The organism is Streptomyces caniscabiei, assembly GCF_014930365.1.
GTDB classification, from domain to species: Bacteria; Actinomycetota; Actinomycetes; order Streptomycetales; family Streptomycetaceae; genus Streptomyces; species Streptomyces caniscabiei.
In genome coordinates this window covers 87,906-102,488 of the sequence record NZ_JABXWI010000006.1, presented here as the reverse complement: position 1 = coordinate 102,488, position 14,583 = coordinate 87,906, and the positions used below count along the sequence as shown (strand labels likewise).

Sequence of the window (14,583 nt, the reverse complement as noted above, 5' to 3'; positions counted from 1 at the left end):
GGAACAACTTCCTCTCAATCAGCCAGACGCACAGAGAACATCACGGACGCGTCGGGAAGGTCGTCCGGATCGAAATTTCCGGGATCGATGTCAACCGGCTGGCCGTCGCAGTCCAGGGCGACAGGCTTCTCGGGGTCCGCAGACACGTCGAAGTCGCAGCGCGGCTGGATGATGGCCGTGGCCCGCGCCACAGCCGTCAGGCTCTCGGTTCCCGGGATGATCGAATCGCCGACGGTGTAGTCCGTCTCGACCGCGACCTGGAAGCCGGGGAAGCCGCCCACCTCGGTGACTACGGCACCGCCCTGGACGGTCGAATTGTTGGCTGCGGCCAGCTGCTCGGCCGCGAGAGTGGCCTCGTCTGCGGGGAGTTGCTCGGCGGGCAGGTCCAACCAGTCCAACCAGTCCTTGTCGCCGGCGTCGATGGCGTCACCGAGGTCGAGCAGCAGTTCCTCCCGCGCTTCCTGCGCAGCGGCCAGCGCTGCGGCGTCCGCTGCCGATTGGGCGCCGTTGCGGGCGGAGGCAGCCTGGGCGAACGCGAAGAAGGCCAACGCCGCGAAGAGCAGGATGGCCGTCAACCAGATGTAGATGGGAAGGGTCGATCCCCTATCGCCTCGGAGGCGTTCCGCGATCAGCCGCCCCCGCCGGTAACGGTCTCGACCGCGTCCATGATCGCCCCCGAGATGGCCCCGTCCAATCCCAGCCCGTCGATCATCACGAAGATTCCCGCGACGATGATCATGATGCCCGCGTACTCCACGAACCCCGCGCCCGCGTCCCGGTCCTTGCCGCGCATGCGGGTGGTGACCGTGGTCCACCAGGTCTCGAAACGGTGTTTCACCTTCATGGCGGTTGCCTTCCCGCGCGATGCCGACACCAACCGGATCACCGTACGTGAGACGGCACGTACGGGGGGTGGGTCCGGGGGCCCAACTTTTGTCGGGGGGTGGGGTCATCGGGGCCATCCGTCCGGCGTGGTGCCCAGCCAGTGGGCTATCGCTTCGCTGCGTGTCGAGCTGTGCAGTTTCGCGAAGATGCTGTTGATGTGGTTCTTGACCGTCTTCTCGCTGATGAAGCAGGTGGCGGCGATCTGACGGTTGTTCATGCCGGACGCGATGAGGTCCATCACCTCCACCTCTCTTGAACTCAGGCCGAAGGACGGGCGGTTGACACGGTCGAAGGCGTGGCGGGGCGGTGTGGTCGCGCGGGTGGGGCCGGACTTCGACGACTGTGCCATAGATGGTTGCATGTGCGAAGCGTGGCCGTGACTTTCGTGTGAAGGTTCGTAGGAAACGCCGAGTGAAGTTGAGACAGTCGCGGAGATGGTCGGGCGCCCCTCCCGCAGATCCCGTACCGCTGTCATCAGTTCGGGGGCCGTGAACTCGCCGTGGACCAGGTAACCGGAGGCGCCACGGCGCAGGGCCTCGGTCACCACCTCGGGCTCCGTGCTGTAGGTCAGCATCATCACGGGGCAGAGCGCGGCCAGTTCGGGGAGCGCGGTCAGGCCGTCCGTGCCCGGCATGCGGACGTCGAGGAGGGCGACGTCCGGGCGGTGGCGGCGCGCTTCACGCACCGCGTCCTCACCGTTCGTGGCCTGGGCCACGACCGTGATGTCGGGGTGCGCGTCCAGCAGGGCCGTGAGGCCGGCGCGGACCACCGGGTTGTCGTCCGCGACGAGTACGCGGAGGGGTGGGCCGGGGCGTGCCTGCGGCTGGTCAGGCATGAGCGGCCTCCTGTCGAGGGGTGAGGGAGGTGAGTGGGGTGGGCTGGGGATCGCTGACCGGCAGCGGGAGGGTCAGGGTCACCTCCGTGCCCGGGGTGGTCGAGCGCAGGTGGAGCGTCGCGTTCGTGCGGGCCGCTCGTTCCGCCATGCCCAGGAGACCGAAGTGGCCGGAACTTTGCGCTTCTTCGAGGGTGAGGGCGGGCGGCAGACCCACGCCGTCGTCCTTGATCGTGAGGTGGAGCGTGTCCGGCGTGGTCGTCAGGGAGATCTCCGCCGTGGTCGCGTGGGCGTGGCGGTGGATGTTCTCCAGGGCCTCCGCGGTGATCGCGAGGAGGTGGCGGGTCGTCTCGGGCGGGAGGGGCGGGGGCGCCTCGCCGGGGTGCGTCACCCGGGTGGGGATCGAGGTGCGGGAGGCGAAGTCCGCCGCCCTCGCCGTCAGTTCGGCCGTCAGATCGGTGGGCGGGGCGGGCGTCGTCAGGTCGGTGTGGCGGCGTAGGTCCGTGAGGAGGTCGCGGGACTCGGCCGCGGCCCGGCGGGCCGCCGACGCGACCAGGCCGGCCTGTTGTCTGAGATGGGCCGGGTCCGGGGTGGGGCGGTCCGCCGAGGTCGCCAGCGCGTCGGCGGCGAGGGCGAGGCCGTGGAGGGTCTTGGCCACCGAGTCGTGGAGGTCGCGTGCCAGGCGGGCGCGCTCGGACTCCACGGCCTCCGCGACGGCCAGGCGGGAGGTGGCTTCGGCGAGCGCCTGGGTGGCCGTGCCGAAGCGGAACATCAGGTTGCGGAGGGTGACGCCGATGATGCCGGCGGCGACGCAGAAGCCGGCGACGAGGAGGGTGCTGGCGCCCGCGCCGGGGTGGTGTTCCCAGGCGCGGTGGACGGTGAGGAGGACGGCGAGTTGGAGGCCGGTGAGGACGCCGGCGCCGCGCCAGCCGTAGAGAAGGCCGGAGAGGAGGGGGGTGCAGACCGTGGCGTAGGCGAGGGGGGAGGCCGGGGAGGCGGTGACGAGGAGGACCGCGCCGAAGAGGAGGTCCAGGGCCATGAGGGTGGGGTGGGCGAGGAGGCGCGGGGCGAAGCGGTACCAGTCCCTGAGCATGGCGTACGAGACGGTGATGCCGAGGACGGCGGCGATGAGTACGGCGTGGGTCGGGGTGCCGTCCGTGGTGTTGGCCATGGCGAACGGGGTGCCGATGGCGAGCATCGTGAGGCGGACGGCGAAGGTCTGGCGGGCGAGGGCCTGGAGGGCGTTGAGCTGGAGGCGGAGGGTGGCGGGGGGTGTGACGTCGTCGGCGAGATAGCCGGAGGTGGGGTTCGCGTCGGGGCCGGGCGGTGGCTGCGCGGGCGTGCCCTCGCCGGGGCCGGGCGGGGGCGGGTTCCGCTGCTCGGCGGTTGCGAGGCGCCGCCCGCGCCCACCCTCCCCATCGCCCCAGCGGCACGATTGCCCGCAGGAGGGGGCGAGCGGGAGGCCTTCAGGGCTCGAGGGGTTCATCAGCGGCCCAGGATGTCGCCGAAGTTCGTTCCCGAGCCCAGGAACATGCCCGTGGCGATGAGGATCATCGTGGCCGGGAGCATGAAGACGAGGGTGACGAGGGTGGCCTTGGGGATGGTGCGGGCCGCTCGGCGGCGGGCGTTCTGCGCGTCCGTGCGGCGCATGTCGGCGGCCAGTTGGATCAGGGTCTCGGCGATGGGAGAGCCGAGCTCCTCACCCTGTTGGAGCGCCGAGACGAACTGGGCCACCTGTTCGGAGGAGTTGCGCCTGCGGAGTTCGTCGAAGGCCTGGCGGCGGCTGACGCCCATGTCCATCTGGCGGAGGGTGATGCGCAGTTCGTCGGCCCAGGGACCCTCGTACTTCTCCGCCACCCGGTCCAGGGCCTGACGGAAGCCCAGGCCCGCCGAGACGACCACGGCCAGGACGTCCAGGAAGTCCGGCAGCGTGCGGTCGATGACGTCCTTGCGTTCGCGGATGGCCTGCCAGATCGCCGCGTCGGCGGCGAGGAGACCGAAGGCGAAGGTGAACGCGGCGAACAGGGGGCGCCCGCTGGTGAGGAAGACGAGGCCCATGAAGGCGCCGAAGAAGCCGTAGACGGCCCGGCGGGCGGCGTAGCGGTTGAGGGTGAGGCCGCCGGGGTTGCCCGCCATGTCGATGCGGTGGCGTTTGGCCTCGACCCGGCGCGGGCCCATGAGGCGCAGCACGAGGGGCGCGAAGCGCATGCCCAGGCGGTCGACCGCCGAACCCGTCTTGGAGACGCGGGTGGCGCCCACCTCCAGGGCGAGGGCCAGGTCGCCGGGGAGTTTCGCGTCGGCGCGGATCATGCGGATGCCCAGGAGGACGCCCGCCACGGAGATCGCCATCAGCAGGGCCAGGACGAGCGGGAGGACGGAGGGCGTCGAGGTCGTCATGTCGGTCACCGGGGCCTTCTCATACTTCGATCTTGCCGAGGCGGCGGATGACGAAGAAGCCGATCGTGTAGAGGCCGATCGAGATCAGGACCAGCAGTTGGCCGAGGGGCGAGCCGGTCACCCGGGCCAGAGCCCCGTCGTTCGAGGAGTTGATCAGGAGGAGCGAGCCGACGCCGAGGAGGGGGACGGTGAAGGCCGTCGCGTTGACCTCGGAGAGCATCGTGCGGACCTCGCGGCGGGTCTCTTTCCGGTCCTCCAGCGTCTGGGTGAGGTTCCGGAGGGAACTGACCACCGTGCCGCCCGCCTTGTTGGACAGGACGAGGGTGGTGACGAGGACGATCAGTTCGCGGGAGGGGAGGCGTTCGGCGAGTTCGCCGAGGGCGTCGTCCACCGAGCGGCCGAGCGCCAACTGGTCGGCGACCCGGGCCAGTTCCTCACCGGCGGGGGCCTCCAGCTCCTCCGCCGCCATCGCCAGGGCCGTGCGCAGGGCCAGGCCGGCGGCGGTGGCGTTGGCCAGGAGGCGTGCCACGTCGGGGAGTTGGTTGATGAAGGCCTCGATGCGTTTCTGGCGCTGCCAGTTGAGGAAGATGGCGGCCGCCCAGACACCGACGGCGCCCGCGATCGGGCCGAAGAAGGGGGCCAGGGTGGCGGCGGCGATCAGCCACAGCGCCACGACGACCATCGCCACGTAGGTCGCGAACTCCCCCGTCGTCAGGTCCAGTCCGGTCGTGGTCAGCCGGAGGTGGATGGCGCGGCCCAGCCGGGTGCGGCGCAGACGGCGGTCGACGGCCGTGAAGCGCCGTACCCGGCCCGCCGCCGTGCGCGGGGGGCCGCCCTGCTGTCCGGCGAGACGGTCGACGAGGGCCTGGGCCTGGGCGCGGCCGGAGGCGTAGGCGTGCGCGCCCGCGACGGCGAGGGTGCCGCCCAGGACGGTGGCGCCGAGCGCCAGCAGGGTGGTGGTGTCGGTGGTCGCCATGGTCGGTCCTACCTCCTCGGGGCTCTCGGCTATCCGATGGCCTGGCGGATGTTGAGCGGGTCGATGGCCTCGGCCACGCCGTACGCGGGCGGCAGCGGCTCGTTGGCCACGTACAGCTTCTCCGCGATCGGCCGGGGTATCGGCAGGTGCTCGAAGCGACCGTGGACGACACGGTCGGCGCCGAGGGGGTCAGGGGCGAAGCGGGAGACGGTGGCGATGCGGAACTGTTCGCGGCCGTGCGAGACGAGCAGGGCGATCTCGGTGACCTTGCGGGAGCCGTCGGCGAAGCGGGTCAGCTGGACGACCACGTCCACGGCCGAGTTGATCTGGTCCTTGAGGGCCTCGAAGGGGATGAGGACCTCGGACATCGAGCCGAGGGTCTGGAGCCTCATGAGGGCGTCCTCGGCGGAGTTGGCGTGGACCGTGGCGAGGGAGCCGTCGTGGCCGGTGGACATGGCCTGGAGCATGTCAAGGGTCTCGCCGCCGCGGACCTCGCCGACGATGATGCGGTCGGGGCGCATGCGCAGGGAGTTGCGGACCAGGTCGCGGATGGTGATCTGGCCCTTGCCCTCGATGTTGGCGGGCCGCGACTCCAGGCGGATGACGTGTTCCTGCTGGAGCTGGAGTTCGGCCGAGTCCTCGATGGTGATGATGCGTTCGCGGGGTGGGATCAGGCCGGAGAGGGCGTTGAGGAGGGTCGTCTTTCCGGTGCCGGTACCGCCGCTGACGATGACGTTGAAGCGGGCTCGGACGAAGGCGGCGAGGAGCATCAGCATCTGCTCGTCGAGGGAGCCGAGGTCGATGAGTTCGGGGAGGGTGTACGCGCGGGGGAAGCGGCGGATGGTGAGGGTGGGGCCGGTGAGGGCGAGCGGAGGGATGATCACGTTGACGCGCTCGCCGGTGGGGAGGCGGGCGTCGACCATGGGGTTCGACTCGTCGACGCGACGGTTGACGGTCGAGACTATGCGTTCGATCGTCTGCATCAGCTGGTCGGTGGAGGCGAAGCGTAGGGGGAGTTGTTCTACGCGGCCGGCTCGTTCCACGAAGATCGAGTCGGGGCCGTTGACCATGATCTCCGTGATCGAGGCGTCGGCGAGGAGGGGTTCGAGGACGCCGAGGCCCAGGGCCTCGTCGACGACCCTGCGGATGAGCCCGGAGCGCTCGCCCGAGGAGAGGACCGGGCCCTCCCGGCTGATGATGTGGCCGAGTACGCGTTCCAGGCGGGCCCTGCGGTCTGCGGCGGTCAGGGCCGACATCTCGGCCAGGTCGATCTCTTCGAGGAGCTTGGCGCGGTAGACGGCCACGAGGTGTCCGTCCTCGCGCCCGGCTCCCCCCTCGTCGGGGGCGGCGATACGGGATCGCAGGCTCATCTTGTCGTCAACTCCTCTCGGGGGGGGGCGGCTTGGGGCGGTGGGTGGTGCGGGTCGGGGGTGGTGGGCTTGGGTCGGTGGGTGGGGGTCGGGGTGCGGCTCGGGTCAGGGGTCGAGGTCGTTGGGCATGGTGGCCGAGCGTTCGACGGGGACCGGGTCGAAGAGGGGGATCACGGAGGGGACGGTGACGACGACCGTGGCGGTGATCGTGTCCGTGCCGCCGCCTCCGGGGTCGACCGAGGGGTTCAGCCACGCGCTCGCCGCGGCGGCGCCGGCGGCCCCGCCGGTTCCGGGTTGCAGGGACTCGGCGCGGGCGGCGGCCCGGGCCGCCGAGCCCGCCTGGCTGATGCCGTAGCCGATCAGGCCGAGCTGGATCGCCGCCATGCCGACGAGGAGCAGGATCGGGAGGAAGCCGGCGAACTCCAGGATGGAGGAGCCGCGGTCGTTCCAGCGGGGGGTGGGGCGGCGGCCCGTGGGTGGGGGGGTCGGCCGGGTGCGAGGGGTGGGGCCGTCGCCTGTGCGTTCGGGGTGCGCCCGGGCTTGGGGGGTGGGTCGGGGGCGCGCCGGGGGGTGTCCGTCCTCGGAACGGCGCGGAATCGGTCGGCTGGGAGGTGCGGGCTGTCGACGCGCCAACCGCTGCGGGCGGACACCCCCCGGCACGCCCCCTTCTCGCCGTGCGCGGCCGACCCGCCGTCCGGGCTGCGGTCCCTTCCCTGCGGTCGGGCTCAGGGCAACAGTCGCAGTAAGCGGGCGTACGTGTTCAGCCGCGGTCCCGGTGGTCGGGCGGGTGCGGGTCATGGTGTGTCGCCCTCCAACGCCGCGCCCGCCTCGCCGTCGACCGTCCAGCCCGTGTCGAAGCCGGGGAAGAAGAGGGGGACGTTGGCCTGGACCTCGGCGCGCATGACGGGGCCGGCGGGGGCGCAGTCGATGGACGTGTCGCTCCAGGCACCGGGGAGGTGGGCGCTGCCCGCGGCTTCGCAGGCGCCCGCGATGTCGCCGTCGACCGCGTACGCGGCGGTGGCGGCGCGGGCGGCCTCGTCGGCGGCGTTGCCGGCGAGGGAGTAGGTGTAGCCGTAGAGGGCCGCCTGCCAGAGGATCGTCATGGTGATCAGGATCAGCGGGAGCATGCCGGCGAACTCGAGGGTCGCCGAGCCCCGGTCGCCGCCCTTGCGACGCAGGACGAGGGCGCCCCGGTCGGCGGCGGACTTGCGGCGCCGGCCGCCGTGGTGGTTGTGGTCCGGGGCGGCGACGAGTTCCAGTTCGCCGGCGAGGGCCCAGAGGGCCTGTTTGACGACCGAGCGGGCGTCGAGGTCCTGGAGGCGGCCCGCGTCGACGACGGACTGGAGTTCCTTGAAGGCGGCGGGGACGGCGGCGCGGGCCACCTTCGTGCCGGTGACCTTCTCGACCAGGGCCGGCTGGATCTCCGTGGCGCGCGAGAGGCGGTTGACGACCGTCAGCGTCTCCTCGGCCTTGCGGATCTGGAGGCGGTCCCAGAGGCGGACCATGCGTTTGGCGGCGCGGACGGCGATGACGTCGGGGGTGACGAGGAGCAGGGCCTGGTCGGCCATCTCGACGGCCGCCGCCGTGGCCGCGGTCATCTGGGAGCCGCAGTCGACGACCACCACGTCGTGCCGGGAGCGGAGGGTGGCCACCACCTGGCGGGCCACCCGGTCCGTCACCTCCTCGCCGCGTTCGCCCTCGGCGGGGGCGAGGAGGAGGGAGACACCGGTGTCGTGGGCGTAGACGGCCTCCTGGAGGACCCGGGGGTTGAGGTCCTGGATGCCGGCCAGGTCGGCGACCGAGCGGCGGAACTGCACGTCCAGGTACGAGGCCACGTCCCCCGACTGGAGGTCGAGGTCGAGAAGGGCGACCGTACGGCCGGACGCGCGGGCGGCGAGGGCGAGCTGGACCGCGGTGACGGTGGCCCCGACGCCGCCCTTGGCCCCGCTGACGGTGACGACGGTGCCGCCGGGGCCCGCGTACAGCTCGGGTGTCGCGCTGCCGAGGTGGCGTCGCATGCCGGCCGACCAGGCGGCGGCGGCCTGGACGCGCTCGGCGAGGGCCTCGTAGGAGAGGGGCAGTTGGACGATGCCCCGGGCGCCGGAGTCCATGGCGGCGGTGAGGACGCCGGTGCTGGTGTCGGAGGTGACGAGCACGACGCCGACGGCAGGGAAGCGCAGGACGAGGTCGCGGACCAGGTCCAGCGCCGGTACCGGGCCGATCCGTTCGTGGACCAGCACCACCTCGGGCAGCTCGTCCAGCGAGTCGGCGGCCAGCCGCGCCAGGGTGTCCAGCAGCGCGGTGGAGTCGGAGACGGGCGGGGCCGGTTCCGCGTCGGCGAGCTGGCCGAGCAGCGTGGTGAGCGCGCGGGCCGAGTCGACGTCGCCGGCGGCGGGGAGGATGCGGATGGTCATCGGCGGATCCCCGTTCGTGGTGCGGAGGGCGAGGGGATCTCGTACGCGCCGCTCCGTAGCGGTGTTCGGCGCACCCCCGTTCGAGGGACCCTCGCGTGGACGTTCCGGACCGACCTCATCGCGGGGCCTCCTACTTGTCCTCTTCGAGGGTGTACGAACGGTCGTCCGGTACGACGACGGTGGCCTCGCCGCCCCCGACGAGGGCGAGACGGACGTGCTCGGCGAACGACTCGGCGAAGGCGACGCGCTGGGCGTCGGCGGTGTCGAGCGCGAAGGTGATCGGGACGGCCTCGGTCGCCGTGCGCCGGCGGTCGCTGTTGGACTGGCCGGATTCGAGGGGAGTCAGCCTGCCGACGTCGATGACGCGGGCGTCGGTGACCATCAGCTTGGAGGTGTCCTTCTTGGAGTCGCTGTCCTTCTCCTCGAAGGTGGCGTAGATGTTGACCCGCGAGCCCGGGTTGATCTTGCCGGCCACACCGGTGGAGGCGTCGATCAGGATGGCGATCTCCTGCTGGCCCGCTTCGAGTTCGGGGCGGTCGACGATCATGTCGGACTGGAGCAGGGAGCCCTTGCGCAGCTGGGTGACGGCGATCTTCCCGCGGATCTCCGCCAGATCGGTGACGGCCGTGCCGGACAGCCACCGCTCCGGCATCGAGATCTTCTCGAACTGGCCCGCCGTCAGCTCCTTGTAGGGCGCGATGTCGCCCTTGAGCCGGTACGCGGTCACCTCCGGTCCGACCTTGGCGTTCACGTCACGGATCACCGAGAGCACCCCGGTGAACGCGGCCAGGGCGCACAGGGCCGAGAGGACCAGCAGGATGACGCCGCGGCGCTGGCGCGAGTTCACTACATCTCACCTCGTGGGGACGTGCGGAGTTGTCGTACGGCTGTCATGTGACCGCTCGGGGCAGCGCGCGCACGGGTGGCGGTTCGGGCTCGCGCAGCGGGGCCGCGCAGAATCCGCAGCGGTCGCCGATGAGTTCGAGGCCGCACCAGTGGCAGGTCTCGCGGCGTACGGACGAGACGAGTTGGTAGAGCACGGAGACGTCGGAGAGGCCGGCGGCGAACTCGACGAGCTTGCCGGTGCCCCACCAGCGCACGGACTCCTCGGGCAGCGGCACGGGCAGGGACCCCTGCACCTGCCAGGCCGGGGCGAGGGAGGCGGTGACCCAGTCGGAGGGCGGCTGCGGTCCCTGGGCGACGAGCAACCGGGTGCCGAACTCGGGGCCCGCGAGGGGCTCCTCGTCGGCGGTGTGGAGGCGGACCAGCTGGGGCCGCGGGTTGGCCAGGACGGCGAACCGGGCTCCGGGCAGCCAGGACTTGGCGTGCGACTTCAGCGTGACCGGCACCCGGTCGAGCTTGGCGACGGAGCCGAGGTGCGCGCCGGCGTAGATGTAGTGCGCGAGGAGGCGCACGGAGGAGGCGAGCACTCCCGGGCTGAAGTCGCACACGGAGAGCTGCCGCAACTGCTGGGCGAGCAGGGCGACGCCGAGCGGGGGCAGGTCCACACCGAGCAGGGCGATGCGGTCGCTCTCCAGCACGGAACGGACGGTGTGCAGCCGCCGGGTGACGGCCGACGCGTCGGAGGACGAGTGCAGGGCGATGACGTAGCCGTGCTGCTCGATGAGCGCGTGCATGCCATACAGGGAGGCTTCGAGGGTCTCCTGCGGCTGGACGACCGCAGGCGGGGTCTGCCGGTCGTGCGGTGGGAGCACCAGGTCGGAACTGGTGACGGCTATCGCGGTCGGCACGGCGCACACCACCCCGTTCACTTCGGCGGAGTGGTCGACCACCGCCTCGGACGGCCCCTGTGCGGAGCGACGTACGGCTGGACGCCCCTCCTGCATCGTCTTGCATCAGCACCATATCCACGGCATGGCCCGATCAACACCGAATCTCCTTGATCAACTCACGCGGGGTGGGGCCGTATCCACACAGAGTGAGACGCATATGCCTCAACTCGACGGTCGGACGCGGTGGTTGGGCCCCCCGTACGGGTGAACGGGTCTCGTGCGGGAGTATTGACAACTTGATTGGTCTGGACCAACTTACGAGTATGTTCAGACACAGAAGACGCATACATATGCGGACGAACGCGCAGGAGTGTGAGGGCTCGCGCATACGGGGACGGACCCGGCTGCGGTCGGCGGTCGTCGCCGTCTCCCTCGCCCTCGGTCTCTCGCTCGCCGGCGCCGGACAGGCGTCGGCCGCGGACATCAACAACGCCAGGAACGCCGGATTCGAGTCGGGGCTCAGCGACTGGAACTGCTCGGCGGGCAGCGGCGCGACCGTCTCCTCCCCGGTGCACGGCGGCACGGCCGCGCTGCGGGCCACCCCGGCCGGGCAGGACAACGCCCGCTGCACCCAGACGGTGGCGGTGCGGCCCGGCTCGACGTACACGCTCGGCGCCTGGGTGCGGGGCGGGTACGCGTACCTGGGCGTGACCGGGACCGGGACGACCGACGTCTCGACGTGGACACCCGACTCGACGGCCTGGAAGCAGCTGTCGACCACCTTCACCACCGGCGCCTCGACCACGTCGGTGACGGTCTACACGCACGGCTGGTACGGGCAGGCCGCGTACCTCGTCGACGACGTGTCCGTCTACGGCCCCGACGGCGGCGGTGGCGGCGACCAGCCGCCCACCGTCCCGTCCGCCCCCGCCGGGCTGACGGTGTCGGGCTCGACGTCCTCCTCCGTCTCCCTGGCCTGGAACCCGGTGCCGGGCGCCACCGGATACAACGTCCACCGGGGCGGCACCAAGGTCCAGTCGGTGACCGGCACCTCGGCGACGGTGACCGGACTCGCGGCCTCCACCTCGTACACGTTCCAGGTCACGGCGACCAACGCGGCCGGTGAGTCGGCCCGTTCGGCGACGGTGACCGGGACGACGACGGCGACCCCGGGCGGCGGCACGGGCGTCCCGAAGCACGCCGTGACCGGTTACTGGCAGAACTTCGACAACGGGGCGGCCGTCCAGAAGCTCTCGGACGTGCAGTCGGGTTACGACATCATCGCCGTGGCCTTCGCGGACGCCACCGCCACACCGGGGGCGGTCACCTTCACCCTCGACTCGGCGGGCCTCGGCGGCTACACCGTCGACCAGTTCAAGGCCGACGTCCGGGCCAAGCAGGCGGCCGGCAAGAAGGTCGTCGTGTCGGTCGGCGGTGAGCGCGGCACGGTGGCGGTGAACAGCGCGGCCTCCGCGACGAACTTCGCGGACTCGGTGTACGCCCTGATGCGGACGTACGGCTTCGACGGCGTCGACATCGACCTGGAGAACGGGCTCGACGCGACCTATATGACGCAGGCGCTGCGGTCGCTGTCGGCGAAGGCGGGCCCGTCGCTCGTCATCACGATGGCGCCGCAGACCATCGACATGCAGTCGACGTCGAACGCGTACTTCCGGACCGCGCTGAACATCAAGGACATCCTGACCGTCGTCAACATGCAGTACTACAACAGCGGTTCCATGCTCGGCTGCGACGGCAAGGTCTACAGCCAGGGGTCGGTGGACTTCCTCACCGCCCTCGCCTGCATCCAGCTGGAGAACGGTCTCGCCCCCTCCCAGGTGGGGCTGGGACTGCCCGCCTCGACGCGGGGCGCGGGCAGCGGGTACGTGTCGCCGACCGTGGTGAACAACGCCCTCGACTGTCTGACCCGGGGGACGAACTGCGGCTCCTTCAAGCCGCCGCGGACCTACCCCGACCTGCGGGGCGCGATGACGTGGTCGACCAACTGGGACGCCACGGCGGGCAACACGTGGTCGAACGCGGTGGGGCCGCACGTGCACGGGCTGCCGTAGACCGCGGCCCGCCCGGCGGGTGTGGCACAGGTCACCGGAACCTCTCCCACCTCACGGAGAGACAGGGGGTGTGAGGTGGGAGAGGTGCATACGAGATGAGTGACCCCGAGAGGGCGCCGGCCCGCACGGACGCGGAGGCGTCGGCCCGCGCGCGGATCCGGGCCGGCGACCGGGAGGCCTTCGCCGAGCTGTACGACGCGTACGCGCGGGCCGTCTACAACCACGCCCACCGGCTGACCGGCGACTGGTCGACCGCCGAGGAGGTGATGGCCGACACCTTCCTCGACGCCTGGCGCACCCGGGAGCGACTGGAGCCGGACGGCGGCTCGTTGAAGCCGTGGCTGCTGGGCATGGCGACCAACAAGGCCCGCAACGCCACCCGTGGCCTCGGCCGCCGGCTGGCGTTCCTGGCCCGCCGCCCCGGCCCGCCGCCGGTGACCGACTTCGCCGACGAGACCGCCGGACGCCTCGACGACGCGCGCCGGCTGGACGCCGTACGCCAGGTGTACGGGCGGCTGCGGCGCGCGGAGCGTGAGGTGCTGGCGCTGTGCGTGTGGTCCGGCCTCGACTACGCGCAGGCGGCCGAGGCGCTGGGCGTGCCGGTGGGGACCGTACGGTCCCGGCTCTCCCGGGCCAGGGCGCGGCTCGGCCGGCTGACGGACGAGCGGCTGCGTGAGGAACGTACGCGAACCATGCCGAACCGGAGGGAACCGGGGCGCCGTCGCGGAGAGGTAGAGGGCGAGGCCGCGTTCGCGGCCCTTCCGCTCAAGGAGATTCAGGAGGGATCCCGATGAACGAGGAGCTGGCCCGACTGCTGCCGCCCCCGCCCGAACGGGACGTTCCGCCTGATCGCCTCGTCCACCACAAGGACCGACTGATGCGACTCATCGACGACGACCTGGCCAGGACTCCGGTCGCTGACGACCTGCCCACGACTCCCGTCGCTCCCGCGCCGCCCGCCGACGCCGCCGCACCCCGGTGGCGACGCCCCCGGCTCCCCCGCCCCGCCCTGTGGCTGCCCGCCGCCGCGCTGACGCTGGCCGGGGCGCTGACCGTCGGCCTGGTCACGGCCTCGGACTCCGGGCACGGTGTGCGGACGTCCGACGACGAGAGCGCCGTCGTGCTGCTCGACCGGATCGCCGACGTCGCCGCGCGGACGGAGGTCGAGCCGGTCCGCGACGACCAGTTGGTCTATGTGCGGAGCCTGACGGCCGGGGCGGAGGCGAAGGGCGAGAACGGCGTGTACGTCCCGGGGCGGCTGCACGAGCGGGAGGAGTGGGTGTCCCAGGAGCCGGGACCGGTGAAGCGGTTGGCCCTGCACTACGAGAACGGCGCCTACTTCCCGCTGCGGGAGCTGCTGCCGCCGGGGTCGCCGGGTGTCCCGGCCGGTATCGACCGCCCGACGTACCGGTGGCTGGCCGCACTGCCCACCGACCCGGACGAACTGCTCGCCGAACTCCGGCGGCTCGTCGAGCCGTTCGAGGACCAGGAGCCGTCGCAGGCGGTCTTCGACCGGATCGGTGAACTGCTCAACGCCTCGGTGATGCCGGCCGAGACCGCCGCCGCGCTGTACGGGGCCGCCGCGCGGATCCCCGGGGTGACCCGTATCGAGGAGGCGACCGATCCGGCCGGGCGGCACGGCGTCGGCATCCGCCGCGTCGACCGGCGGACGGGGTGGGCCACCGAGTGGATCTTCGACCGGGAGACCCTGGTCTACCTCGGCGAACGCACCTCGCTGACGGAGGACGGCGCGAGCGGGGCGAAGGGGACGGTGCTGTCGGAGAACGCCGTGCTGGAGCGGGCGGTCGTGGACGCGTACCGGGAACGGCCCGCGGCGTAGCGCCCCGGCCCGACGCGACCGTGGGGGCCCGTCGGTCAACCCCTTTCGAGCGGGTTCGAAAGGC

General features: G+C 71.9%; 14 protein-coding genes. 3 read left to right on the top strand and 11 right to left on the bottom strand.

Annotated features, from left to right (window positions below; translation table 11 throughout):
• Positions 1-14 precede the first annotated feature (14 nt).
• The 11 genes from HW837_RS17950 to HW837_RS17900 form a co-directional block, all read right to left on the bottom strand.
• Positions 15-575 carry a pilus assembly protein TadG-related protein gene (locus tag HW837_RS17950; protein ID WP_234379438.1) on the bottom strand — a complete coding sequence of 187 codons (561 nt, stop codon included), beginning with the start codon at positions 573-575 and terminating at the stop codon, positions 15-17.
• A gap of 53 nt (positions 576-628) precedes the next feature.
• Positions 629-844 (bottom strand): hypothetical protein, encoded by a 216-nt coding sequence (locus HW837_RS17945; protein ID WP_060883462.1) that lies wholly within the window; start codon positions 842-844, stop codon positions 629-631.
• Between the two features lie 105 nt (positions 845-949).
• Entirely contained in the window at positions 950-1,720 is a 771-nt protein-coding gene (locus HW837_RS17940; RefSeq protein ID WP_193380948.1) for a response regulator transcription factor, read from the bottom strand.
• On the bottom strand, positions 1,713-3,203 hold the full coding sequence (locus HW837_RS17935) for a sensor histidine kinase (RefSeq protein ID WP_093791675.1): 1,491 nt from the start codon (positions 3,201-3,203) through the stop codon (positions 1,713-1,715). The genes HW837_RS17940 and HW837_RS17935 overlap by 8 nt, the downstream gene beginning before the upstream one ends.
• On the bottom strand, positions 3,203-4,114 hold the full coding sequence (locus HW837_RS17930) for a DUF5936 domain-containing protein (RefSeq protein WP_193380967.1): 912 nt from the start codon (positions 4,112-4,114) through the stop codon (positions 3,203-3,205). Before HW837_RS17930 ends, HW837_RS17935 begins: the two co-directional genes overlap by 1 nt.
• Positions 4,115-4,133: 19 nt before the next feature.
• On the bottom strand, positions 4,134-5,090 hold the full coding sequence (locus HW837_RS17925; protein ID WP_045559177.1) for a type II secretion system F family protein: 957 nt from the start codon (positions 5,088-5,090) through the stop codon (positions 4,134-4,136).
• A gap of 29 nt (positions 5,091-5,119) precedes the next feature.
• Positions 5,120-6,460: a TadA family conjugal transfer-associated ATPase gene (locus HW837_RS17920; RefSeq protein WP_060885357.1), complete on the bottom strand. Its 1,341-nt coding sequence runs from the start codon at positions 6,458-6,460 to the stop codon at positions 5,120-5,122.
• A 105-nt stretch (positions 6,461-6,565) separates the two neighbouring features.
• A complete protein-coding gene (locus tag HW837_RS17915; protein WP_078853613.1) occupies positions 6,566-6,886 on the bottom strand; it encodes a TadE/TadG family type IV pilus assembly protein in 321 nt (106 codons plus the stop codon).
• A gap of 368 nt (positions 6,887-7,254) precedes the next feature.
• A complete protein-coding gene (locus HW837_RS17910; protein WP_045559185.1) occupies positions 7,255-8,874 on the bottom strand; it encodes a CpaE/TadZ family protein in 1,620 nt (539 codons plus the stop codon).
• 130 nt (positions 8,875-9,004) lie between these two features.
• A complete protein-coding gene (cpaB, locus tag HW837_RS17905; RefSeq protein ID WP_193382516.1) occupies positions 9,005-9,721 on the bottom strand; it encodes a Flp pilus assembly protein CpaB in 717 nt (238 codons plus the stop codon).
• 43 nt (positions 9,722-9,764) lie between these two features.
• Complete coding sequence (locus HW837_RS17900; RefSeq protein WP_045559263.1) at positions 9,765-10,667, bottom strand: hypothetical protein; 903 nt, start codon at positions 10,665-10,667, stop codon at positions 9,765-9,767.
• A gap of 290 nt (positions 10,668-10,957) precedes the next feature.
• Here HW837_RS17900 and HW837_RS17895 point away from each other — a divergent pair, with 290 nt between their 5' ends.
• From HW837_RS17895 to HW837_RS17885, 3 genes are all read left to right on the top strand, one after another.
• Positions 10,958-12,679 carry a chitinase gene (locus HW837_RS17895; protein WP_237270246.1) on the top strand — a complete coding sequence of 574 codons (1,722 nt, stop codon included), beginning with the start codon at positions 10,958-10,960 and terminating at the stop codon, positions 12,677-12,679.
• A 95-nt stretch (positions 12,680-12,774) separates the two neighbouring features.
• On the top strand, positions 12,775-13,473 hold the full coding sequence (locus HW837_RS17890) for an RNA polymerase sigma factor (protein WP_045559188.1): 699 nt from the start codon (positions 12,775-12,777) through the stop codon (positions 13,471-13,473).
• A complete protein-coding gene (locus HW837_RS17885) occupies positions 13,470-14,519 on the top strand; it encodes a CU044_5270 family protein (RefSeq protein WP_093791679.1) in 1,050 nt (349 codons plus the stop codon). Before HW837_RS17890 ends, HW837_RS17885 begins: the two co-directional genes overlap by 4 nt.
• The last annotated feature ends 64 nt before the right edge of the window (positions 14,520-14,583 follow it).